19 protein-coding genes are annotated in these 19,968 nt (G+C 72.3%); 4 read left to right on the top strand and 15 right to left on the bottom strand.

All coding sequences use genetic code 11. From position 1 onward, the window contains the following. Positions 1 to 12 precede the first annotated feature (12 nt). The 6 genes from ACY34K_RS32455 to ACY34K_RS32430 form a co-directional block, all read right to left on the bottom strand. Positions 13 to 1,263, bottom strand: a complete 1,251-nt coding sequence (locus tag ACY34K_RS32455) for a toll/interleukin-1 receptor domain-containing protein (protein ID WP_462753594.1) — start codon at positions 1,261 to 1,263, stop codon at positions 13 to 15. Between the two features lie 5 nt (positions 1,264 to 1,268). Beyond that, on the bottom strand, positions 1,269 to 4,067 hold the full coding sequence (locus tag ACY34K_RS32450; protein ID WP_462753592.1) for a DUF3459 domain-containing protein: 2,799 nt from the start codon (positions 4,065 to 4,067) through the stop codon (positions 1,269 to 1,271). Then, positions 4,064 to 5,224, bottom strand: coding sequence for a hypothetical protein (locus ACY34K_RS32445; protein WP_462753590.1), 1,161 nt, complete (start codon positions 5,222 to 5,224; stop codon positions 4,064 to 4,066). Before ACY34K_RS32445 ends, ACY34K_RS32450 begins: the two co-directional genes overlap by 4 nt. Beyond that, positions 5,221 to 6,093, bottom strand: coding sequence for an AAA family ATPase (locus tag ACY34K_RS32440; protein WP_462753588.1), 873 nt, complete (start codon positions 6,091 to 6,093; stop codon positions 5,221 to 5,223). Before ACY34K_RS32440 ends, ACY34K_RS32445 begins: the two co-directional genes overlap by 4 nt. A 64-nt stretch (positions 6,094 to 6,157) precedes the next feature. Beyond that, positions 6,158 to 6,664, bottom strand: coding sequence for a ribonuclease FAU-1 family protein (locus ACY34K_RS32435; RefSeq protein ID WP_462753586.1), 507 nt, complete (start codon positions 6,662 to 6,664; stop codon positions 6,158 to 6,160). After that, positions 6,645 to 7,565, bottom strand: coding sequence for an N-acetyltransferase family protein (locus ACY34K_RS32430; protein ID WP_462753583.1), 921 nt, complete (start codon positions 7,563 to 7,565; stop codon positions 6,645 to 6,647). The genes ACY34K_RS32435 and ACY34K_RS32430 overlap by 20 nt, the downstream gene beginning before the upstream one ends. A gap of 71 nt (positions 7,566 to 7,636) precedes the next feature. Between ACY34K_RS32430 and ACY34K_RS32425 the strand changes: the two genes are divergently transcribed. Then, positions 7,637 to 8,011: a GntR family transcriptional regulator gene (locus ACY34K_RS32425; protein WP_462753581.1), complete on the top strand. Its 375-nt coding sequence runs from the start codon at positions 7,637 to 7,639 to the stop codon at positions 8,009 to 8,011. Positions 8,012 to 8,131: 120 nt separating this feature from the next. On the opposite strand, the gene ACY34K_RS32420 is transcribed toward ACY34K_RS32425, so the two are convergent. The 5 genes from ACY34K_RS32420 to ACY34K_RS32400 all read right to left on the bottom strand — a co-directional run bounded on the left by ACY34K_RS32420 (position 8,132) and on the right by ACY34K_RS32400 (position 12,865). Continuing rightward, a complete protein-coding gene (locus ACY34K_RS32420; RefSeq protein WP_462753579.1) occupies positions 8,132 to 9,226 on the bottom strand; it encodes a DUF5925 domain-containing protein in 1,095 nt (364 codons plus the stop codon). A gap of 40 nt (positions 9,227 to 9,266) precedes the next feature. Next, positions 9,267 to 10,064 (bottom strand): polysaccharide deacetylase family protein, encoded by a 798-nt coding sequence (locus tag ACY34K_RS32415; RefSeq protein WP_462753577.1) that lies wholly within the window; start codon positions 10,062 to 10,064, stop codon positions 9,267 to 9,269. Beyond that, positions 10,061 to 11,071: a glycosyltransferase family 2 protein gene (locus ACY34K_RS32410; protein WP_462753575.1), complete on the bottom strand. Its 1,011-nt coding sequence runs from the start codon at positions 11,069 to 11,071 to the stop codon at positions 10,061 to 10,063. The genes ACY34K_RS32415 and ACY34K_RS32410 overlap by 4 nt, the downstream gene beginning before the upstream one ends. Beyond that, on the bottom strand, positions 11,068 to 11,916 hold the full coding sequence (locus tag ACY34K_RS32405; protein ID WP_462753573.1) for a glycosyltransferase family 2 protein: 849 nt from the start codon (positions 11,914 to 11,916) through the stop codon (positions 11,068 to 11,070). Before ACY34K_RS32405 ends, ACY34K_RS32410 begins: the two co-directional genes overlap by 4 nt. A gap of 580 nt (positions 11,917 to 12,496) precedes the next feature. Beyond that, positions 12,497 to 12,865: a hypothetical protein gene (locus tag ACY34K_RS32400; RefSeq protein WP_462753571.1), complete on the bottom strand. Its 369-nt coding sequence runs from the start codon at positions 12,863 to 12,865 to the stop codon at positions 12,497 to 12,499. Positions 12,866 to 13,016: 151 nt separating this feature from the next. On the opposite strand from ACY34K_RS32400, the gene ACY34K_RS32395 reads away from it, so the two are divergent. Continuing rightward, positions 13,017 to 13,826: an SGNH/GDSL hydrolase family protein gene (locus ACY34K_RS32395; RefSeq protein ID WP_462753569.1), complete on the top strand. Its 810-nt coding sequence runs from the start codon at positions 13,017 to 13,019 to the stop codon at positions 13,824 to 13,826. Here ACY34K_RS32395 and ACY34K_RS32390 read toward each other — a convergent pair. Next, positions 13,810 to 15,375: a serine/threonine-protein kinase gene (locus tag ACY34K_RS32390; RefSeq protein ID WP_462753608.1), complete on the bottom strand. Its 1,566-nt coding sequence runs from the start codon at positions 15,373 to 15,375 to the stop codon at positions 13,810 to 13,812. The two genes, ACY34K_RS32395 and ACY34K_RS32390, sit on opposite strands and share 17 nt — an antisense overlap. Positions 15,376 to 15,730: 355 nt before the next feature. Between ACY34K_RS32390 and ACY34K_RS32385 the strand changes: the two genes are divergently transcribed. After that, positions 15,731 to 15,994, top strand: coding sequence for a hypothetical protein (locus ACY34K_RS32385; RefSeq protein ID WP_462753567.1), 264 nt, complete (start codon positions 15,731 to 15,733; stop codon positions 15,992 to 15,994). Between the two features lie 245 nt (positions 15,995 to 16,239). On the opposite strand, the gene ACY34K_RS32380 is transcribed toward ACY34K_RS32385, so the two are convergent. The 3 genes from ACY34K_RS32380 to ACY34K_RS32370 are packed head-to-tail and all read right to left on the bottom strand — an operon-like array spanning position 16,240 to position 19,187. Then, on the bottom strand, positions 16,240 to 17,436 hold the full coding sequence (locus ACY34K_RS32380) for a CaiB/BaiF CoA transferase family protein (RefSeq protein ID WP_462753565.1): 1,197 nt from the start codon (positions 17,434 to 17,436) through the stop codon (positions 16,240 to 16,242). A gap of 33 nt (positions 17,437 to 17,469) precedes the next feature. Further along, positions 17,470 to 18,249 (bottom strand): ABC transporter permease, encoded by a 780-nt coding sequence (locus tag ACY34K_RS32375; RefSeq protein ID WP_462753563.1) that lies wholly within the window; start codon positions 18,247 to 18,249, stop codon positions 17,470 to 17,472. Beyond that, positions 18,246 to 19,187 carry an ATP-binding cassette domain-containing protein gene (locus tag ACY34K_RS32370; protein WP_462753561.1) on the bottom strand — a complete coding sequence of 314 codons (942 nt, stop codon included), beginning with the start codon at positions 19,185 to 19,187 and terminating at the stop codon, positions 18,246 to 18,248. The genes ACY34K_RS32375 and ACY34K_RS32370 overlap by 4 nt, the downstream gene beginning before the upstream one ends. Before the next feature lie 62 nt (positions 19,188 to 19,249). Here ACY34K_RS32370 and ACY34K_RS32365 point away from each other — a divergent pair. Beyond that, a partial coding sequence (locus tag ACY34K_RS32365) for a TetR/AcrR family transcriptional regulator (RefSeq protein ID WP_462753559.1) occupies positions 19,250 to 19,968 on the top strand: 719 nt, incomplete at its 3' end.

The following is a 19,968-nucleotide window of genomic DNA, read 5'->3' as shown; positions in this document are numbered from 1 at the left end:
TCGCGAGGAGGCTCAGGACCGGAGCGTACGGTGCGTGTGGAGCATGTCCCTCTCCTGCTCGGGGGTGAGGGACTGCAGGCACATGGAGCCCGCCGTACCACCCTCCTGCCCCACCTGCTGGTGGGCGAAGACGAACAGCAGACGGGGGAACGTGTCGAGCAGCCGCCGCACCAGCCCGGGCTCGGGCGGCTGGTGGAGGAGGATGGTGAACGGGCCGCCCGAGCGCGCTTCGTGAGCGACCAGCAGCTCACGCAGTGTCCCGGGGTCGCAGGGGTCACCGAAATGCAGCTCCTCCACCAGGAAGTCGTGGACATCGGCGATCAGCCCGTCGACGAACGCCGCCTGGTCCAGGCGCGGCACCGGCTTGAGCACCTTCCAGGGGTCGGGCGCTTCACTGGCCCGGCGGAGATACATGTCAGCCGTGCCCTTGTGCTGCGACCGCAGCAGCGCCAACCGTGTGCCCTCCGTGGCGCCGAGACCACGCAGCTGCTCGGCGGCTCGCCCCGGCACCCGCGCGAAGGGGATCACCACGTCGACGAGTTCCTGTCGTCGTTCCCGGTCGAGGAAGCTGACGAATGCCGCCATGGCGTCCCGCAGTCGGCAGGGCGTGGTGAGGCCCGCCACCGGGCGTTCGCTCAGCAGGTCCTGCGCCACGAGATGACGGGTGTGGCTCGGCGCGTAGGCGAAGGTGGTGACGCCCAGCCGCTCGGCGGTCTCCTCCATGACCAAGTCCGACAGCTCGCGCATCCGGGACGCCACGAACTCCGTCACCAGCGGGTACGGCACCCCGCCCAACCGGTCGACCAACGGCCGCAGCGCCTTGCCGATTCCCTCCGGAGGGCACCGCGGGCCGCGCTCGGCCGGCCAGTCGACCATGTCGTACCGGCCGAGGTTCCGTTTGCGCAGCTTGCTCTTCGGCAGGTCACGGCGTCGTGCGCCGGGGAGCATGACGGGCACGATCAGGAAGCCGCTCTCGTCCCCTGCCGCGAGCATGGCGGCGCCGACGACCTCCTCCATGACGTAGTCGGAGTCGAGGGCATGGGGGGAGACCAGGATCAGCATGCCGTGGCAGCGCTTCAGTTCGGCCCAGACGCGATCGTTCCACTCCTGTCCCCCGGCGAGGACGTCCCTGTCGACGACGGGGTCGGCGCCGAGGTCCCGCACATGCCGCTCGGCCGCGTCGAGATACTCACGGCAGCGGCATTCGGGCCCCGGATCCCGCGGGGAGCTGTGGCTGATGAAAATCCTCGGACGACGTGCCAATGCGGTCACTCCCCGGGACCGGCGGAGGCGTGTGAACGTGGTATCAGGCGGAACCACCGCGGCTCACCCGCTTCGAGGGAGAACACCGCCGGAGTCTCGTCCGTGCAGGGTGTCTCGACACCGGTGACGAGATCGAGGAGGTCGCTCCCCTCCACGCCGAGCCGCCCCGGCGTCCAACGCGACGTGCGCGTGCCGCCACCAGGGTTCAGCAGGAACAGCACGCTCTCGTCGCCGTGGCGGCGGAGTACGGCGAGCAGGCCTGACCCGTGCGTGTCCGGGAACGAGCAGGTCCCCCGGGAGAGCGCCAGTTGGTCCCGGCGCAGGGCGAGCGCGTGGCGCACGGCGGTGTCCAGGTACAGCGACAAGGAGAGCAGTACACAGCCGGGCAGCGCGAGGAGGAGCACGGCGACGATCGGCCGCCAGGGCTCACGGAAGTGCGGAAGCCATATGTGTGTCCACAACTCGCCCTCCTGCCCCGGCTCGCAGAGCCGAAGCGAGCGTTCCACCCAGGTGAGGATCGCGCGAACGTCGCCCGCACCGGGGCGCCCCAGCAGCTCCGCCGAGCGCAGCCACGGCGCCGGTGAGCCCAACAGCAGCCGGTCGCCGTATCCGTCGACCAGGTGCCGTACGTCGGCCAGGACACCGGGCGCCGTCACACCGACGAGGTGGATCCCGTCGACATCGTGGTCGAGCCACCAGCTCAGCGAGTCGAGGAGCCCGGCCGTCTCGTGAGGCTCCGGAGCACGGCCGTCGAACACGCGCCCGGGATCGACCTTCAGTACCACCCTGACCCCGTGCCGGCGCGCGGCTGCGAGCATGGACAGGAAACCACCCATGTCGCCCCAAGCTCGGGGGATCTCGTCGTTGGGCGGCGTGCCGTACGAACGCTCCTCGCCCAACGACGGAGTGACCGGCCCCACGGCGATACAGGACACGCCGTCCCGCGCGAGCCGCGCCATCCGCTGGGTGAACGTGACGAACCGTGGCCCCTCGGTCATGTGCTCGACCTCCGCCACCACACAGCCCCTCGCCCAGGCCGGTGTGCCGCTGCCGTAGTCCCCTGCGACCGGTGCCTCGGTGTCGGGCGTGATCGCGTACCGGCGGCCGTCCTCGGTGCGCACCTCGACCGGGCCGCCGGACCCCGACACGATCCACCCGCCCTCCGAGGACGGGAACACCCGGTCCGCGGTGAAGCCGAGCCGCACCACCTGAGCTTGTGTGCCGTACTCCCAGACGAGCAGGCGTGTGTCCCCGCCGACGGCCGCGATGCGACCGTCACTCACCGCCAGCGAGGTGACCTGCCACGGAGCCCTGCCGACAGCACGGCCCCGCGAGGTGTGCACCGTGCCGTCAGCGGTCGCCCAGATGATCAGACCACCGTTGGGCGTGCCGGTCACCGCTGTGACGTCGCTCGCGAGCATGCGGCTGTCCGCGAGGACCTGCCGACCGCTGAGCACATACAGGTCCCCGGCCCCGTCGGTCATCGCGATCCGATGCGCCTGCTTCGACACCCACAGGGCGCCCACCGTTCCGCCGGCCCCGGGGACGTCGACGGCGAGGATGGGGGAGGACCACCAGACGGAAAGACCGTCGCCGGTGTCCTGCACCTGGACGACGGGCGCGTCCGCATAGCTGGGAAAGGCGCAGCGGAGCGCTTCCCCGGGGGCGTTCGGAGCCGGTGCGGGCGGCCCACCCGACGACAACTCGTACCGGTGGACCAGTCCGTCCTCGATCCACGCCAGGGCCGCACCGTCCGTCGCGATCGTGAGGGAATGCCGCCGCGCCGACCCGCCCGGCAGCCTGCGCACTCCCGTGTCCTCCGCCCCGTGGAGCGCGATCGTGCCGTCCTCACCGAGTGAGGCCACGATGTCCGACGCCTCCCGGGCCACCACGGTCTCCACCGCCGCACCGGGTTCCGCAAGCAGAGTCGTGGTCCCGCCCTGGCGGCTGAGCCGTTGCACGACGGTGAAAGGGAGCCGGATCCTCTCCTCGTCGCCCAGCTCCACGCGGACCCGGGCCGGGTGGCGGGCGAGCCGGCTGAAGACCTCCAGACGTACCGGAGACCCTCCGCCGGTCACCCGCACCGTGCGACGCGCGTCGTCGTCCGGTGGGTGGCTGAGCACCAGTCCGTCCGAGTGGGCCACCACGCCCACCTGCACGCCGCCGTGCGGGGCGCGGGCCGCAGCGGTCGTCGCGGCGTCGCGTCCGAGCGGGTCGGGCGGCGGAACGAGGCCCAGGCGCTTGGACGAGGCGACCTCGATCCGCCGGGCCTCGTCATGACCGCGGACCCGTTCCGGGAGCCGGGTCATGTAGTGCAGGGCCCAGCGACCGATGTCCTCGGCCGCGTCACCGTTCGCCGCGACCGCGCGCAGCAACCGGCGCAGCTGCTCGTCGACCCGCTCGGCCGCACCGTCCCGGCGCACGTCGTTCCAGAGCAACTCCTCGAACCACTGGGTGATCGGCTGCGTGCTCAGGTGCATCTCGCGAGTGAACTCCCTCACCGACCACAGGCGCTCGGCGGAGCGGTCGGCGAGCCTGCGGCGCAGGACCTCGCCCGCCTCGGTGTCCAGCAGGAGCGTGTGCTCGCCCGCCGCCTCGACGAGCGGCGAGAACCACAGCTCGGCCTCCAGGCCCGCCGTCGAGCGGGGCAGGAAGCGCAGCCTCGCCTGCCGCAGGAAGGAGCGCTCCACCCCCGCGGCCAGCGAGAGGCTCTCGGCCAGGGTGACGAGATCGGGCCGGTGCACCGCGAGGTGTGCGAGGTACTCCGCCATGCCCGTGCCCCGGTGCGGCGAGGGGGCGGTCACGGCACCTCCGGCCGGTACGGCACGTCCGCCACGGCTTGGCGGGCATGACGGAGTGAGATGCGGCGGTCGAGGGGAATGAAGGCCACCTTGTCTCGCAGCTCGGCCGAGTGCGAAGCCGGGTCGTGCGGCGTGACGCAGACGACCCGGCAGCCTGCGCGGTGTACGAGGTCCACGAAGCGGACCCACGCGTCGGAGAGCGCCGGCGCCTGCCCGGTGAAGGGCGGGCGCAACCGGCCGAGATCCGAGAAGAGGACGACCGGGGTGCCCGGTGGTGGGGGACGGTACTCCTCGACGGCCAGTGGGTCGTCGGACACCACCCCCCGCAGCGGCGTGGACCGGAACCGCAGGGTGTCGACCCTGTCCCGGCCGGCGACACTCCGGACCAGCTCCCGCAGCCAGAGGCGGTCGTCCCGGAACGGTGCCATACCGGGCCCGTGGTCCAGGAGCAGTTGTGCCCCCCGCCGGGCGCTCGGCCGGTGGCGGAAGGGCACCGCGGGCAGCGCCTCCTGGCGCCCGGCCGCGCGCTCCAGCGCACGTTCGTCCAGCCGGCGGCCGCGTACCCGCGTGGCGACGGCTGCGAACACGATGCCCCGCGCCCAGTCCTTCTTCCACGGCGGTTCGTGGAGAGCGCCGCGGACCGGCGCACCGTGGACGAGTAACCGCTGCTCCGGCGAACCGTCTTCGCCGGACTCCTCGGGCCCCGCACCTTCGCCCACCTCGTCGTCACCGCGAATGCCGTGCAGACGGGTCAGCGAGAAGTCGACCGGTCTGGGGACAACGCGGAAAGCTGCGGGGAGAGGCAGAGCCGGGACACTCGTTTCGGTCACCCGTGGTTCGGGCCGCGGGCCCGGCCGCTCCTCGGCACCCCCGGGCGGTGGCGGGTCCGTGGCCGTGTCCCCGGCGCCCGGCCCTTCAGCGACGGCGGGCACCATCCGACCGGGTCCGGCGGACGGGGGCGCCCCGGCTGATCCGGGCGCCGGGTTCGCCCCCGGACGGGCCGTCCGTCCCGGAGCGGCCGGAAGGACCGCCGGGTCCGTACCCCCGGGGCCGAGCCCGAGTACGCGCGCGATCGCCGCGACGGTCGCCCGGTCCGCGGGCCGCAGCGCGGCCACGGCGTGGAACAGGTCGGCGAGGAAGACCTCTTCTCCGGCACTCACCGCGTGTTCTCCGGACCTCCGCGGCGCTTGCGCAGGGTGACGGCCTCCAAGGTGTCCCACGCGTCGGTCCCGGGCGCGACGCCCAGCTGCTGGCTGGCCTTGAGGGCGTCGAGATACTCGGCCGTACTGGGGCCGGCCGTGTTGTCGTCCAGCTTCTCGCGGACGCTGAGGACGTGGTCCGCGACCAGGCCGGCCAGGACGGCGTCGTACCGGTCTTTGAGGTGGGACCTGGCGACCTTCAGCAGGTGTTCCCTGTCGGGAGGGCCGAGCTCGACGACGATGCAGCGGCGCAGGAACGGCCGGGGCAGTTCCCGCTCGTCATTGCTGGTGATCACGACGAGCGGTGCCCGCTGCGGCGGTACGGTCACGGACTGCCCCTCGTCCCAGGGTGTGGGGAAGGACAGTGAACCCAGCGGTCCCAGCAGGCTGTTGGGAAGATCCGGGTCGGCCTTGTCGATCTCGTCGATGAGGACGACGCAGCGCGCCGACACCGCTTCGAAGGCCCGCCACAGAGGCCCCTTGGTGTAGTAGTGCTCGATGTTGTTCCTGAGCTTCTTGGCCTGGGCGTCGTTGAGCCGCTTCAGTGCGTCGAACCGCCACAGAAGATCCTCGGGCTCGGTCCTGGCCGTCACCACATGGGCGTGGAAGTCCCACGCGAGGACCCTGGCCACATTGGGCGCCAGCGACGACTTGCCGGATCCGGGAGGCCCGAAGAGCAGCAGGGGCCGGCCCGTCTTGAGGGCGACGTTCACGGCCAGTACGACGGTTTCGTCGTCGAAGACGTAGACCTCGTCATCGGCAGCGTACCTGTCGCCGACGACGCCGCCTCCACTGACGGCCGGGTCGAATTCCTTGTCGTACTGCAGCACCCGACCCTCCGTGTGCTCGCGCGGCCGGTACCGCTGCGTGCGTCTCCGGGCCATTTTGCCCGGGTCAGCCGCTCCCGGTGAGCAAAGAGCCGAATTCACCGCTCCTGGCCAGCAGTTCGAGCGCGTCCAGGGCCTCCCGGGCGGCCCTCGCGGCGTGCGGGTCGCGGGCCGCCAGGCCGCTCGCCTCGAACTCGTCCTCGTCCAGCCGGACGATCCGCGAGCCGTCGGCCGAGACCCACAGGTCCAGGTCCAGGTCCTCGACGGCCACCTCTCCGCCGTCGGCGGTCACGCCGCCGGTCTCCGCGGGCCGGGTGATGTCGCAGTACCAGCCCTTGAGCGTGCCGTCGGCCGTCCGCACCTCCTTCACCGCGTACCACCGGTCCCGCCAGTAGTGCTCGGTGAAGACGTCGCCCGGCTCGAACCGTACGAACCCGAAGTCACGCACCCCGTCCCCGGCCCACGGGGCGCGGACGGTGAGACGGACGCCGTCGTCGGCGACCACCTCGGCGGGGTAGCGGATCTTCGTCCGGCCGGCCTTCACCAGCACCACGTCAACCCATCTCGCGGACATGCCGCACCTCCGTCGCACAGATCTCGTAACCGAACCATTTGTTCACCGCCAGCATCGGCGCGTTCGCACCGTCGTTGCTGGTGTACGCCTCGGTGCAGCCCGCTGCGCGGGCCCGGCGCAGCGAGTCGGCCTTGGCGAGCCTGGCCAGGCCCCTGCCCCGGTGGGCGCGCATCGTGCCCGTCATGCCCGACAGATAGCGGGTCCCGCCGTCCGTGAGTGCCGCGGTGAAGGCCGCCACCTCGCCGTCCACGGTCACGACCGTGAACAGATCGCGGTCGATCAGCGGGTGGTTCCAGGTGTGGCGCAGCCAGTCCTCGTAGTCGTCGAGCTCGGCGCCGATGTCGCTCGGCTCGTCGGACGTCACCTCCGCGTCGGCCTCGAACAGCGGCCGCGGATCGTCCGCGTAGTCGGCGCCGGTGCGCAGCTCGACGCCGGGAGGCGGCGCGGGAGGCTCCGGGAGCCGGCCGGCCGTCAGGTCGAGCCGCTGGTGGTGGGCCGTGCGGGTGGGCCGGTAGCCGCGCTTCTCGGCGAACGCCCGGAACTCCGGGCGGTCCAGGACCCAGGCGTACACACGGGACGCGCCCTGGGCCGCGAGGTGCTCCTCGGCGGTGCGCAGCAGCAGGCCGCCCGCGCCGCGGCCGCGGTGGCCGGGACACACCCGCGGGTCCGCGTACGACTGCGTCGGGTCACCGGACTCGTACGCCATGCCGGCGTTCACCGTGCCGATGACCTCACCGTCCTCCTCGGCCACCAGCAGCCGGAACCTCTTCGCCGGGTGGGCCGACTCGACACCGAAGAGCACGGCCCGGGGTGTGGTCCCCTCGAAGGGCAGCACGGCACGCCGCACCCGGACGACGGCTCCGGCGTCTTCCGGACGGAAGTCACGCACGATCACGGTCATGGAGCCGCACGGTACGCGTGCCCCCGCGCCGGCCGCCTCCCCATTTCCCGGACGTGGGGGACAATCGGGCCGTGACCCTGAAGATCGCCATCGACGCGGGCTCCGCCACGGCCCCGTACGAACAGCTCCGTGCCCAGATCTCCGCCCAGGCCCGCTCCGGCCGGCTGCCGGTCGGCTACAAACTGCCCACGGTCCGGGGCCTCGCCGAGCAGCTCGGCCTCGCCGCGAACACGGTCGCCAAGGCCTACCGGGCGCTGGAGGGCGACGGTGTGATCGAGACGCGCGGCCGCAACGGGACGTTCGTCGCCGCCGCCGGAGACGCCGCGGAGCGCCAGGCCGCCTCGGCCGCGGCGACCTACGCGGCCGAGGCCCACCGCCTGGGCCTCACCCGCGCCGACGCGCTGGCCGCGGTGACGGACGCCCTGCGCGTGGCCTACGGGGATTAGGGCGTGTTTCGGAAGTCCCGTCTGCCCGCGCCCGCCCTCCGGGCGGACGACGCCACTTCCGCAACACGCCCCAGGGCGTTTCCTTCGGCGGAGGAAGCGCCCTGGAGGAGAGCGCTCCGGTCACAGATAGAGCCCCGCGTCCGGGCCCTTGGGCTGGTCCGGGATCGAGGCGGGGCCCGTGCCCCGGCGCAGTGCGTACAGCTCGGCGAGGGTCGCGCCGTCGCGGCCGACGCCTTCGTCGGTGCCCAGCCATGTCACCGCTTCCGGCCGGGTCAGCGGCCCCACCTCGATGCGGGCCAGGCAGCGGCCCGGGCGGACGACCGCCGGATGCAGCCGTTCCAGGTCCTCGTTGGTGGTGACGCCCACCAGGACGTTGCGGCCCTGGCCCAGCAGCCCGTCGGTCAGGTTCAGCAGCCGTGACAGTGCCTGGCCGGCCGTGTGCTTGGCCTCGCCGCGGATCAGCTCGTCGCAGTCCTCCAGGAGCAGCAGCCGCCAGCGGCCCTTGGCGGTGCCGTCGTCCTCGCCGATCGCGATGTCCATCAGATAGCCGACGTCGTTGAACAGCCGCTCCGGGTCCAGCACGCAGTCCACCTGGCACCAGTCCCGCCAGGAGCGGGCGAGGGTGCGCAGGGCGGAGGTCTTGCCGGTGCCGGGCGGGCCGTGCAGCAGCAGCAGCCGGCCCGCGATGTCGTCCGGGGTGACCTTCATCAGCCGGTCCATCGCCTCGGCCACCGGCGCGGTGTAGTTGGGCCGCACCTCGTCCCAGGTGCCGGCGGCGATCTGCCGGGTGGTGCGGTGCGGGCCGCGACGCGGCGACACGTACCAGAACCCCATGGTCACGTTCTCGGGCTGGGGCTCGGGCTCGTCCTGCGCGCCGTCCGTCGCCTGCCCGAGGATCTTCTGCGCCAGCTCGGAGTCGACCGCGGTCACCGTCACATCGGCGCCCCGGTTCCAGCGCGAGACCAGCAGCGTCCACCCGTCGCCCTCGGCGAGGGTGGCGCTGCGGTCGTCGTCACGGGCCGCGCGCAGCACCGAGGCGCCCGGCGGCAGCAGGCTCGCGCCGGGCTTGACGCGCTCGATGGTGGCGCTGTGCGAGTACGGCTGCTCGCCCGTCGCGAAGCGCCCGAGGAACAGCGCGTCGACGACGTCGGCCGGGGAATCGCTGTCGTCGACGGTGAGCCGGATCGGCAGGGCCTCATGAGGGTTGACAGACATGAGCCCATGATCCGGCACCCGGCCTCTCCCCGCACGGTGTTTATGTACGCCTTCGGACCAGCACGGCGCCGGCCCGCCGCGCCCGGCGGACGAGCGCGTACCCCTTGGTCAGCGCCCGGTCCCCGGCGAACGTCCGGGCGACGGCCCGGCCCTCGACCATCCGTTCGAACTCCGTGAGACGGGTGGAGCGCCGGACCGTCACCCGCTCCAGCGCGTAGGGCCCTTGTCGGCGTCGCGCCAGCGCGTTCCCCACGGCCAGTGACTGGGCGAACCCGGACTCCCGGACGCTGCGCCGCACCCGCCGGCTGGAATAGCCGTAGGGATAGGCGAAGGAGACCGGCGCGGCACCCAGCTCGTCGGCGATGATCTGCCGGCAGCGGACCGTCTCGAACCGGAGCCGGTCGTCGTCGAGTTGGTCCATCTGGGGATGGGTGTGGGTGTGACCGCCGATCTCCGTGCCGGCCGCGGCCAGGTCGCGCACCTGGTCCCAGTCGAGCATGGTGTCCAGGGCGCCGCCCTCGTGGTGGGCGCCGCGCAGCCACCCCGTGGAGACGAACAGGGTCGCCGCGAAGCCGTACTTGGCGAGCACGGGCAGGGCGTACCGGTGCACCCCCTCGTACCCGTCGTCGAAGGTGATCAGCACGGGGCGGTGCGGCAGTGCCGTCCCGCCCCGCCAGGCGTCGCCCAGTCGTGCCGTCGTGACCGGGGTGAAGCCGCGCTGGACGAGCACCTCCATCTGCTCGGCGAACGCCTCGGGCGAGACGGACAGGCCGTACGCCGCCTTCGCGGGCTCCGGCCCGACGGCGTGGTACATGAGGATCGGCACGGGACCGGTCATGCGGCGCCTCCGTCCGGTGCTTCCGTGATCGGCCCGTACGCGAACGTGGCGGCGCCCTCGCGCCGCGCCCGCCAGGTGCCGCGTGCGTAGCCCCCGGCGGCCATCGCGACGCCGGTGACGATGGCGCCCGCGCGGCCCGCGCCGCCCGGCCGGGCCCGTACGAAGTCACGCAGACCGCGCACCACCCCGACCGGCAGCACCCGTGTCGTGTACTGCCGCTCGGTCTCCAGGCCCTTGTCCGCGCCGACGCTCCGGGCGACGAGCGCCTTGGAGAGCCCCTCGGCGTAGGCGCGGGTACGGAAGTACCGGTACGTCTCCCGGGCGGCCGGGACCCTGTGGTGGATCACCGCCCGGTCGTCGATGAGCAGCACCGCGTCCGGCAGGGCCCTGCCGAGCCGGATGCAGAGCTCGGTCTCCTCGCAGCCCAGCGGCCGTTTGTCGCCGTCGCGGCCGATGCCGGTGGCGAAGCCGCCCGCCGCGTCGAACGCGGTCCGCCGGAACGAGGCGTTCCCGCCGAGTACGTTGCGCACCCGCACCCGGCCGCGGGGCAGTCCCCGGTAGGTGCAGCCGACGATCCAGTCGAACTCCTCCGGGAACCAGACCGGGCGCCGCCCCGATGCCCAGGCGGGCACGGTCCGCCCGCCGACGGCCATCACCCGCGGGTCGTCGTACGCCGTGTCGAACCACCGCAGCCAGTCCCGTTCGGCCACGGCGTCGTCGTCGAGGAAGGCCACGATGTCGCCCCGGGCGGCGGCGATCCCGGTGTTGCGGCCGGCGGACAGGCCGCGGGGGCCCGCGTTGGCGAGCACCCGCACCTCCTCCCGCTCCGACCGTTCCTTGTACTCCCTGTCCAGCCGTTCGAGCAGCGCCGTGTTGTGGTCGACCACGAGCAGCGTTTCGAGGGCGGGCCGTGACTGGTGCCGTACCGAGTCGACGGCCGCGAGGATGTCGTCCCAGCGGTCCTCGGTGTAGGCACAGATCACCACGGAGAACCTGCGGTCGCTCAAGACACCTCTCCCCGGGGGACATTGACCGAGAAGTTCGCCGTGCGGCGGCGGGCGGAGCGGTGGACGCCCTTCTCCTGGAGGATCACCTTCAGGACCCGTATGCCGTCGCGTACGGCGTTGAGATTGCTGACGCCGTGGATGCGCAGGTACTCGTGGCTGGGCACTTCCTGGACGCGGAGCCCGGCCTTGACCACCCGGATGTTGATGAGGGTCTCTATCTCGAAGCCGGTGCAGTCCAGGGTGATCTTGTCGAGGCAGTGGCGCCAGAAGGCGTTGTAGCCGTAGCAGAGGTCGGTGTAGCGGGCGCCGAACTTGCGGTTGACCAGGGTGCACAGCGCCCAGTTGCCGAGTCGGCGGATCGGGGTCATGTCGTCGGTGCCGCCGCCGTTGGCGAACCGCGAGCCCTTGGCGAAGTCGGCGCCGCCGACGAGGGCGGAGACGTAGGAGACGATCTCCTGCCCGTCGGCCGAGCCGTCCGCGTCGACCATGACGATGATGTCGCCGGTGCAGGCGGCGAAGCCGCTGATCAGGGCGTCGCCCTTGCCCTTGCCGACCTGCTTGACGACCTTGACGTCGGGCCGGAGTTCGCGGGCGACGTTGACGGTGTTGTCGGTGGAGTTGCCGTCGACCAGGACCACCTCGTGGATCCAGTCGGGCAGGGTCTTGAAGACGTACGGAAGGTTCTCCGCCTCGTTCATGGCGGGGATCACCACACTGACGGGCGGCGTGATCGCCAGGTGGGAGGTGATCGCCCGGTACTGGGCCGATATCTCACTGGCTTCGGTGTCGGCGGACGCGACGGTGTCGGTGGTTCCACCGACGGCCGGGCGCAGGAAGGAGCTCATGAGTCATTTCCCTCTCGTCCGGTGGACCGCCCGCCCCCGGGCGGTCCGGATGAGTGTCCGGTTCGAAAGGGGGGTTGTTCTCACCCGGTCATGACGGAATCGGTCTCCGTACGGAAAGGGTGAGTCGGAATTTCTGGCCGCGCGCGTAACTGCGACTCGGCACAAGTGCGGTCACCGAGCACGGCACCCCCCTGTGGGGTGCCTTCGGATCGCGCCGGGCGCACGGGCCCTGGCACGAAAGTCACCCCCTACCGCGCCCCGCTCCGGATCCATCGCGACGTTCGAGCCCTCCCCTGAGCCGCTGTACATGATGGACCTTTGCGGGTGGATGTACGACGGTATTGATAATTGGGACTGTATGGCAAGAGCTGGGCCGAGGCTCACGTTTTTACGTTTTCGGTACCGCTTCGGCATCCGTGGCGAAAGACGCCGTCGGGCGTCGTGCAGTTCCGCGTTGAATTCAGGATCATGAACGAATCCGGGGGCGGCGAAACGGAAGGGGATCATTCCGTGCCGCATACGTAAATCTGTGCGACGGAAAATGCGATCTTGAATTCCCGGACGCCGAAGGGGAAGTGTGTCAGTCCGGTTCGGCCGTCCGCCGGGAGCGCGCCAGGGGTGTCAGGGAGAGCAGTACGGAGAGCGCGGCGACGGCCGCGACCCCGCCCCCGGGTGACCAGACGTGGAGGGCCAGCATCGCCTGAGCCACCGTCAGGTCGACCGCCGCGCCGCCGGCGACGGCGAGCACCGCCCGGATGGCCGGTCGAAGCCGGTGGAGCGCCGCGGCGAACCCCAGGGTGGGTGCGGCGATCAGGAAGAACAACCCGAACGGAGCACGCAGCGGCGAGTCCAGTCCGGCGGCCGCCAGTGCGGCCCCCACCGCCGCTACGGCCACCGATCCTCCCGCGAGGACGAGTGGGGTGTCGTGCCGCCAATTCACCGTTCTCATCGGCGACTTGCCCCCAAAGTGCCGGATGTCCGGCCTCCATGCTGCGTGCGCCCCTGACGCGCCGTCAACCCCGGGGTGCCGCAAGTATTGGCATGGACACAGCAGGCTGCTACGAAAATTTTAGGCAGAAATCCTGCTAAAGGGAGGTTCCATGAAACTGTCCCGAGCCGCGGCATTCACGACCTCACTCCTGCTCGGCGCCGCCCTCACCCTCACCGGTGCGGGCCCGGCGCAGGCCGACTCGTCGGCCGCAGCCCTCGACTACGTGGCCCTCGGCGACTCGTACTCCTCAGGAGTCGGCGCCGGCAGCTACGACAGCGCGAGCGGCAACTGCAAGCGCAGCACCCGCGCCTATCCCCGCCTCTGGGCGTCGGCCAACTCCCCCTCGACCTTCGCGTTCACCGCTTGCTCAGGCGCCCGTACGGGTGATGTGACGGCGAGCCAGCTCGGACCGCTCTCCTCCGCCACCGATCTCGTCTCGATCACCATCGGCGGCAACGACGCCGGATTCGCCGATGTGATGACCACCTGCGTACTCCAGTCCGAGGCCACCTGCATCTCCCGCATCAACCAGGCCAAGGGCTTCGTCGACACCACCCTGCCCGGCCGGCTGGACTCGGTGTACTCGGCGATCCGCACCAAGGCCCCCTCCGCCCACGTCGTCGTCCTCGGCTACCCCCGCTTCTACAAGCTCGGCGGCACCTGCGTCGCCGGCCTCAGCGAGAACGAACGCCGCGCCATCAACGACGCGGCCGACTACCTCAACGCGGCCACCGCCAAGCGCGCCGCCGACCACGGCTACACCTGGGCGGACGTCACCCCCGCCTTCACCGGCCACGAAATCTGCTCGGGCGCGTCCTGGCTCCACAGCGTGAACTGGCTCAACATCGGCGAGTCGTACCACCCCACCGCCGGCGGACAGTCCGGCGGCTACCTGCCCGTCTTCAGCGCCGCGGCGTAACCGGCGCCGTCGGCGACGAGGCACCGTCCGTCGGGGTCTCGTCCTCGCGCGTCACCGTGAAGCCCATCCAGCCCGACCGCGCCCCGACCGGGCTCCGGACCTCCACCCGGACCCGGTCGTGGTGCGTCTCACCCCGTTTGTACGTCAGCTCCGTGTGCTCGACCCGCTTCCGCGTGCCGTCCCCGGAGCCGAACTCCAGCGTCCGCCACCCCGAGCCGGAACTCTCCCCGCTCTCGGTCACCCACCGGTACCCGACGGAGGCGGGCGTACGGCCGACCGTGATCGTCGCGGTGAACGCCGGTGCCTGCCCCTCCGGGGGCGGGCACGGACCCCGGTAGCCGTCCCGCACCGCCTGCGCGTACACGTGCACCGTCTGCGCGGGCGGGGGAGTGCTCGGCGTGTGGCTGCTCGTCGCGGGCGGCGGAGAGGTTCCGGGGGTGGACGTACCGGCCGCGTCGCTGCTCGCACCGCTGTCGGTCGGTGTGCCTCCGTCCGTCCGCGTCCCCCCGCTCGGGTCGGCCGCCTGCGACGAGCTCGTCCCGCCACCGGCGGTGCCGTCGTTGCCGTCGCGCAGCAGGGTGTACACCAGACCGCCGACCGCCAGCAGGAGGGCGGCGACGCCCGCCGCGAGCACCAGCCCCGCGCGCGGTGAACGCTCCGGCGGCGCCCCCTGCGCGGCGGTCGCGCCCGCGCCCGACGGCGAGGGCGTGCCCCGGTCCCGGCCCTCGCCGCCCGGAAAGGCCGGGACGGTCGGCGCGAAGCCGCCCGGTGACCCGAGCGGCGTCGTACCCGCCGTACCGCCCGCGCCCACCACGCGCAGCTGCCGCTCCGCCTCGTCGGCGGACATCCGTACGTCCGGGTCCTTGCGCAGCAGCCCCTCGATCACCGGCGCCAGCGCGCCCGCCCGGCGCGGCGGCGGCAGTTCCTCGTCGACCACGGCGCGCAGTGTGCTCAGCGGGGTGTCCTGACGGAACGGCGAATTGCCCTCCACCGCGGCGTACAGCAGCACACCCAGCGACCACAGATCGGACTCCGGCCCCGGCGTCCGTCCCAGTGCGCGTTCGGGTGCGAGGAATTCGGGGGAGCCGATCAGCTCCCCCGTGATCGTCAGGTTCGTCGTCCCCGCCACCATGGCGATCCCGAAGTCCGTCAGCACGACCCGGCCGTCGTTGGCGAGCAGGACGTTGCCCGGCTTCACGTCCCGGTGCAGCACCCCCGCCCCGTGGGCGGCCCGCAGGGCCGCCAGGACCTCGGACCCGATCCGCGCGGCCTGGCGGGGCGGCATCGGCCCCTCCGCGTCGAGCGTCTCGGACAGCGTCAGCCCGCGGACCAGCTCCATCACGATCCAGGGCCGGCCGTCCTCGTTCGCCACGTCGTACACGGTGATGACGTTGCGGTGCGAGATCCGGGCGGCCGCCCAGGCCTCCCGCTCCAGCCGCGCGTACAGCCGCCGTTCGTCCGCGCCGTCGAGCCCGGCCGGCGCGCGCACCTCCTTGACCGCGACCTCACGGCCGAGGACCTCGTCGCGGGCGCGCCACACGACGCCCATGCCGCCCTCGCCGAGGGGGCCCAGCAGGCGGTAACGCCCCGCTACCAACCGTTCGCCGCCCGCCCCGTCCGACTGATGCGTCACAGTGCGTCCCCCTCTTCGCGGTGGTGCGACACTACGGCGGAAACCCCTCCAAGTTATCTCAACGGGCGGCCCCTGCGGCCCCCTTGAACAGCACTTGTCACGGACGGGTGGAGCCTGTCCAACTCACCCTGGAACCAGTCAGATTCGGAGCGTAATCGTCAATCCCCGTACGTGTGCGGTGAATCCCATCACCGGGATACACGGGTGTGATGCGGGGACGATAGGGTTAACGTGGCCCGGGCCGGGTGCCCTTGTACGGGTGGGGAGTGACATGGAACAGATAACAGTGCGTAGCAGGCCACGTGTGCCTGCCATCACCTGCGGGAGCAGCGCGACGAGTTCGCGCCTCGACCGCCATCTCTCGGTGCTCGGCGGCCCAGCCGTCCCGCAGCGTGAGGCGGCCGAGGCGACGTCCCTGATGCGTGAGCTGACGACGCGTGATGTCGCACACACCCGGCGGAGCAAGAGCGCGCGTGTCTCGCTCTTCGCGCCGCTGCGCCGACTGCGACGCTCGCTGTTCGGCAACCACGGCTGACCGGGCGGAGGGACTCCGACCGGAACCGCCGGGCTCACGTGCCGCGTCACGCGCACCCGCCCCGCTCGCGGCCCGCCGACCGGTCGGCCCCTCCGTCACCTCCCCCGGATCCGCCTCGATCCCGACCGGGACCCCCCATCCCGGACCGGGATCCCCCAACCCCGTCCTTCCGGCCCCCGTCCGAGAAGCCTCGGACCCCGAACGGACCGTCGGACTCCCGCGCCCGCCCGTATCCCGTTCCCCGCTCAGGCGACGACGCCGTCGTCGCGCAGCAGCGCCAGCTCCTCCGCGGGCAGCCCCAGCTCCCGCAGCACCGCGTCCGTGTGCGCACCGAGCTCCGGTACCGCGCCCATGCGCGCCTCGGGCCCGCCCGGCAGGGTGATCGGCGGCAGCATCGCCCGCAGCGGCCCCACCGGGGAATCCACCTCCCGCCAGCGGTCACGCGCCGCCAGCTGCGGATGGGCGGCCACATCCGCCACCGTGTTCAGCCGGGCACACGCGATCCCCGCCGCCTCCAGCCGCTCGATCGCCTCCGCCGTGCCCAGCTCCGCCAGCGCCCCCGCGACCACCGCGTCCGTCTTCTCCCGGTGCGCCACCCGCGCGGTGTTCGTGGCGAACACCGGATCGTCGCCCAGCTCGGGCTGCCGGAGCACCTGCTCGGCCAGCCGCCGCCACTCCCGGTCGTTCTGCACGGACAGCAGCACCTGGCCGCCGTCCGCCGTGCGGTACGCGTCGTAGGGAGAGATGACCGCGTGGGCCACGCCCGTGCGCGCGGGGGCGGTGCCGCCGTGCATCCCGTGGTGCAGCGGATGTCCCATCCACTCGGCGAGCGACTCCAGCATCGAGATCTCCACCGGCCCGCCCAGTCCCGTCGCCGACCGCCGCAGCAACGCGGCCAGCACACCCGAGAACGCGTACATGGCCGCCGCGATGTCGGCCGCCGGCACGCCCGCCTTCACCGGCTGCTCCGGTGTCCCGGTCACCGACACCAGGCCCGCCTCGCACTGGACGAGCATGTCGTACGCCCGCTTGTGCGCGTAGGGACCGCCCGCCCCGTAGCCGGAGATGTCCACCGCGACCAGCCGCGGGTGCGCCGCGCAGAGCGTCGCCGCGTCCAGACCGAGCCGCGCCGCCGCCCCTTGCGCCAGGTTCTGCACGAACACGTCGGCCCCGGCGATCAGCCGGCGCACGAGCGCGATGCCCCGCGGGTCCTTGAGGTCCACGGCCACCGACTCCTTGCCGCGGTTGCACCAGACGAAGTGCGAGGCCAGACCGGCCGCGGCGGTGTCGTAGCCGCGGGCGAAGTCCCCGCCGTCCGGGCGCTCGATCTTGATGACCCGGGCGCCCAGATCGGCGAGCTGGCGCGTGGCGAAGGGCGCCGAGACGGCCTGCTCGACGGCGACGACCGTGATCCCTTCGAGGGGGAGGGGCTGAGTGCTCATGGCAGCCTGACTACCGTGTACGCACCATCCTTGTCACCCCCGCGCGGCGTACTTGCGCACCGCGAGCGGCACGCACACCGCCAGGAGGGCGAGGGACCACCCCAGGGCGCCCGCGACGGGATGGGCCACCGGCCAGGCCGCGCCCTCGGGGACCGCGGCGTTGCCGAAGAGGTCCCGCACCGCGGTCGTCACCGCCGAGATGGGGTTCCACTCGGCGATCGTCCGCAGCCAGCCCGGCAGGTTGCCGGTCGGGATGTACGCGTTGGACAGCAGCGGCAGCATGAACGTGGCGCTGCCCAGCTGGCCCGCCGCCTCCTCGCTGCGTGACGCGAGTCCGAGCAGGATGCCCACCCACGTGGTCGCGAACCGGAACAGCAGCAGCAGTCCGAAGGCGCCCGCCGCCGTCGGCACTCCGCCCTCGATCCGCCAGCCCATGGCCAGTCCGACCAGCATCAGCGGCACCAGTCCCACGGCCGTGGTCAGCAGATCGGCGGCCGCCTGCCCGAGCGGCACGGCCGCGCGGCTCATCGGCATCGTGCGGAAGCGGTCCATGACGCCCCGGTGCGAGTCCTGGGCGGCGGTGAACATCCCGGTCATGATGCCGTTCGCGGCCGTCGCGACCAGCAGGCCCGGCACCAGATAGGCGCGGTACTCGTCCCCGGGCATCGCCAGCGCGCTGCCGAAGACGTACCCGAAGAACAGCAGGAAGACGATCGGCATGGTCTGCGTCATGACGACGATCGCGGGTGCGTGCCTGATCCGCTGGAGGTGGCGGCCCAGCACCGCGGCTCCGTCGTGGACGATCGCGCTCATACGGCAAGCTCCTTGCTCCGGCGGGTGAGGCGGAGGAACACCTCGTCGAGGGTGGGCGGGCGGAGGGTGGCGTCGACGACGAGGACGCCGGCCGCGTCGAGTTCCCGGACGATGCGGGGCAGGGTGAGTGTCGGGTCGGTGGTGACGGCACCGGCGGTGCGGGCCTCGGCGTCGAGCGCCGGCTCGGTGCCGGTGAGCCGGTCGAGCACGCCCGCGGCGGCGGGCAGCCCCGCCGGGTCGGCGACGACGACCTGCGCGTACCCGCCGATCAGCGCCTTCAGCTCGGCCGGGGAGCCGCTGTGCGCGACCCTGCCCTCGTCGACGAGCACGATGCCGTCGGCCAGTTGGTCGGCCTCCTCCAGATACTGCGTGGTCAGCAGCACGGTCGTACCGCTGTCCGCCAGCTCGCGCACCGCGTCCCAGATCTCCTGGCGGCTGAGCGGGTCGAGCCCGGTCGTGGGCTCGTCCAGGAAGAGCACCTGCGGCCGCACGAGCAGGCTCGCCGCGAGATCCAGGCGCCGGCGCATGCCGCCCGAGTAGGTGTGGGCGGGCCGGCCGGCCGCGTCCGTCAGGCCGAACCGCTCCAGGAGTTCGTCGGCCCGGGCACGCGGCGCGCGCAGCAGCCGGGCGAACAGCCGCAGGTTCTCGGCGCCGGTCAGGTCGCCGTCGACGGAGGCGTACTGCCCGGTGACGCCTATCCGGCGGCGCACACCCGCCGGGTCCCGCACCACGTCGTGGCCGGCGACCCGCGCGGAACCCGCGTCGGGCCGTACGAGCGTCGTCAGGACCCTGACGGCGGTGGTCTTGCCCGCCCCGTTCGGGCCGAGCACCCCGCACACCGTGCCCTCCGGCACCGCCAGATCCAGCCCGCGCAGGGCCCGAACCTCGCCGAACCGCTTCTCCAGACCCTCACTAAGTACAGCGTACGTAGTAGTCATGGGGGGACCATACCCCACTACGTACGCTGTACGTAACTAGGATGGTGGCGAGGTGATGATCAATGGCGGGCCGAGCTGCCGAACCGGAAGTGATCTGGGCGCGCCCCGAGCGCACGGGCCGCGGCCCCAGACCGGCGTACAGCCGCGCGGACATCGCGGCGGCGGCCGTGCGGCTCGCCGACGCCGACGGCCTGGACGCGGTCTCCATGCGCCGTGTCGCCGGCGAACTGGGCTGCGGAACCATGTCGCTCTACAACTACGTGCCGCGCAAGGAAGACCTCTTCGAGCTGATGGTCGACCACGTCAGCGGTGAGTACGAGCTGCCCGACGCGCCCGACGCTGCGGGCGGCGACTGGCGGGCCGACATGCTGGACCTGGCCCGCCAGGCGCGGGCGATCCTGCGCCGCCACCCGTGGGTGATCCGGCTGATGTCGACCGGATACGCCTTCGGTCCCAACGCCCTGCGATTCCTGGAGTACTGCCTCGGCCGCCTCGACGGCCTCGACCTGCCCGGCGGCACCAAGATGGAGCTCATCGCGACGGTCAACGGCACGGTGATGGCCAATGTGGCCAACGAGATCGCCATCGCCGAGCGGGCCCGCTCCCTGCCCTGGTCGGAGGAGCAGGAACAGGCCGTACGCGGCGCCTATCTGCAGCGCCAGGTCGCGGGAGGCGCCTACCCGCGACTGGCCGCCGTCCTCGCCGAGGCCGGGCTCCAGCCCGTCGACCCCGACGAGATCTTCGACCGGACCCTGGGCCGCGTGCTCGACTCCTTCGTCTA

The sequence above is a fragment of the Streptomyces sp. STAM6 genome (assembly GCF_054963715.1).
The sequence above is the reverse complement of the archived record's forward strand: the minus strand, read 5'-3'. Positions and strand labels throughout refer to the sequence as shown.

Bases quoted from the DNA above. Each gene is read 5' to 3' on its own strand.
- ACY34K_RS32415 (WP_462753577.1), bottom strand. From the start codon at position 10,064: ATGACCGGTCCCGTGCCGATCCTCATGTACCACGCCGTCGGGCCGGAG.
- ACY34K_RS32430 (WP_462753583.1), bottom strand. From the start codon at position 7,565: ATGACCGTGATCGTGCGTGACTTCCGTCCGGAAGACGCCGGAGCCGTC.
- ACY34K_RS32370 (WP_462753561.1), bottom strand. From the start codon at position 19,187: ATGACTACTACGTACGCTGTACTTAGTGAGGGTCTGGAGAAGCGGTTC.
- ACY34K_RS32385 (WP_462753567.1), top strand. From the start codon at position 15,731: ATGGAACAGATAACAGTGCGTAGCAGGCCACGTGTGCCTGCCATCACC.
- ACY34K_RS32375 (WP_462753563.1), bottom strand. From the start codon at position 18,249: ATGAGCGCGATCGTCCACGACGGAGCCGCGGTGCTGGGCCGCCACCTC.
- ACY34K_RS32380 (WP_462753565.1), bottom strand. From the start codon at position 17,436: ATGAGCACTCAGCCCCTCCCCCTCGAAGGGATCACGGTCGTCGCCGTC.
- ACY34K_RS32395 (WP_462753569.1), top strand. From the start codon at position 13,017: ATGAAACTGTCCCGAGCCGCGGCATTCACGACCTCACTCCTGCTCGGC.
- ACY34K_RS32405 (WP_462753573.1), bottom strand. From the start codon at position 11,916: ATGAGCTCCTTCCTGCGCCCGGCCGTCGGTGGAACCACCGACACCGTC.
- ACY34K_RS32390 (WP_462753608.1), bottom strand. From the start codon at position 15,375: ATGGGCGTCGTGTGGCGCGCCCGCGACGAGGTCCTCGGCCGTGAGGTC.
- ACY34K_RS32420 (WP_462753579.1), bottom strand. From the start codon at position 9,226: ATGTCTGTCAACCCTCATGAGGCCCTGCCGATCCGGCTCACCGTCGAC.
- ACY34K_RS32435 (WP_462753586.1), bottom strand. From the start codon at position 6,664: ATGTCCGCGAGATGGGTTGACGTGGTGCTGGTGAAGGCCGGCCGGACG.
- ACY34K_RS32400 (WP_462753571.1), bottom strand. From the start codon at position 12,865: ATGAGAACGGTGAATTGGCGGCACGACACCCCACTCGTCCTCGCGGGA.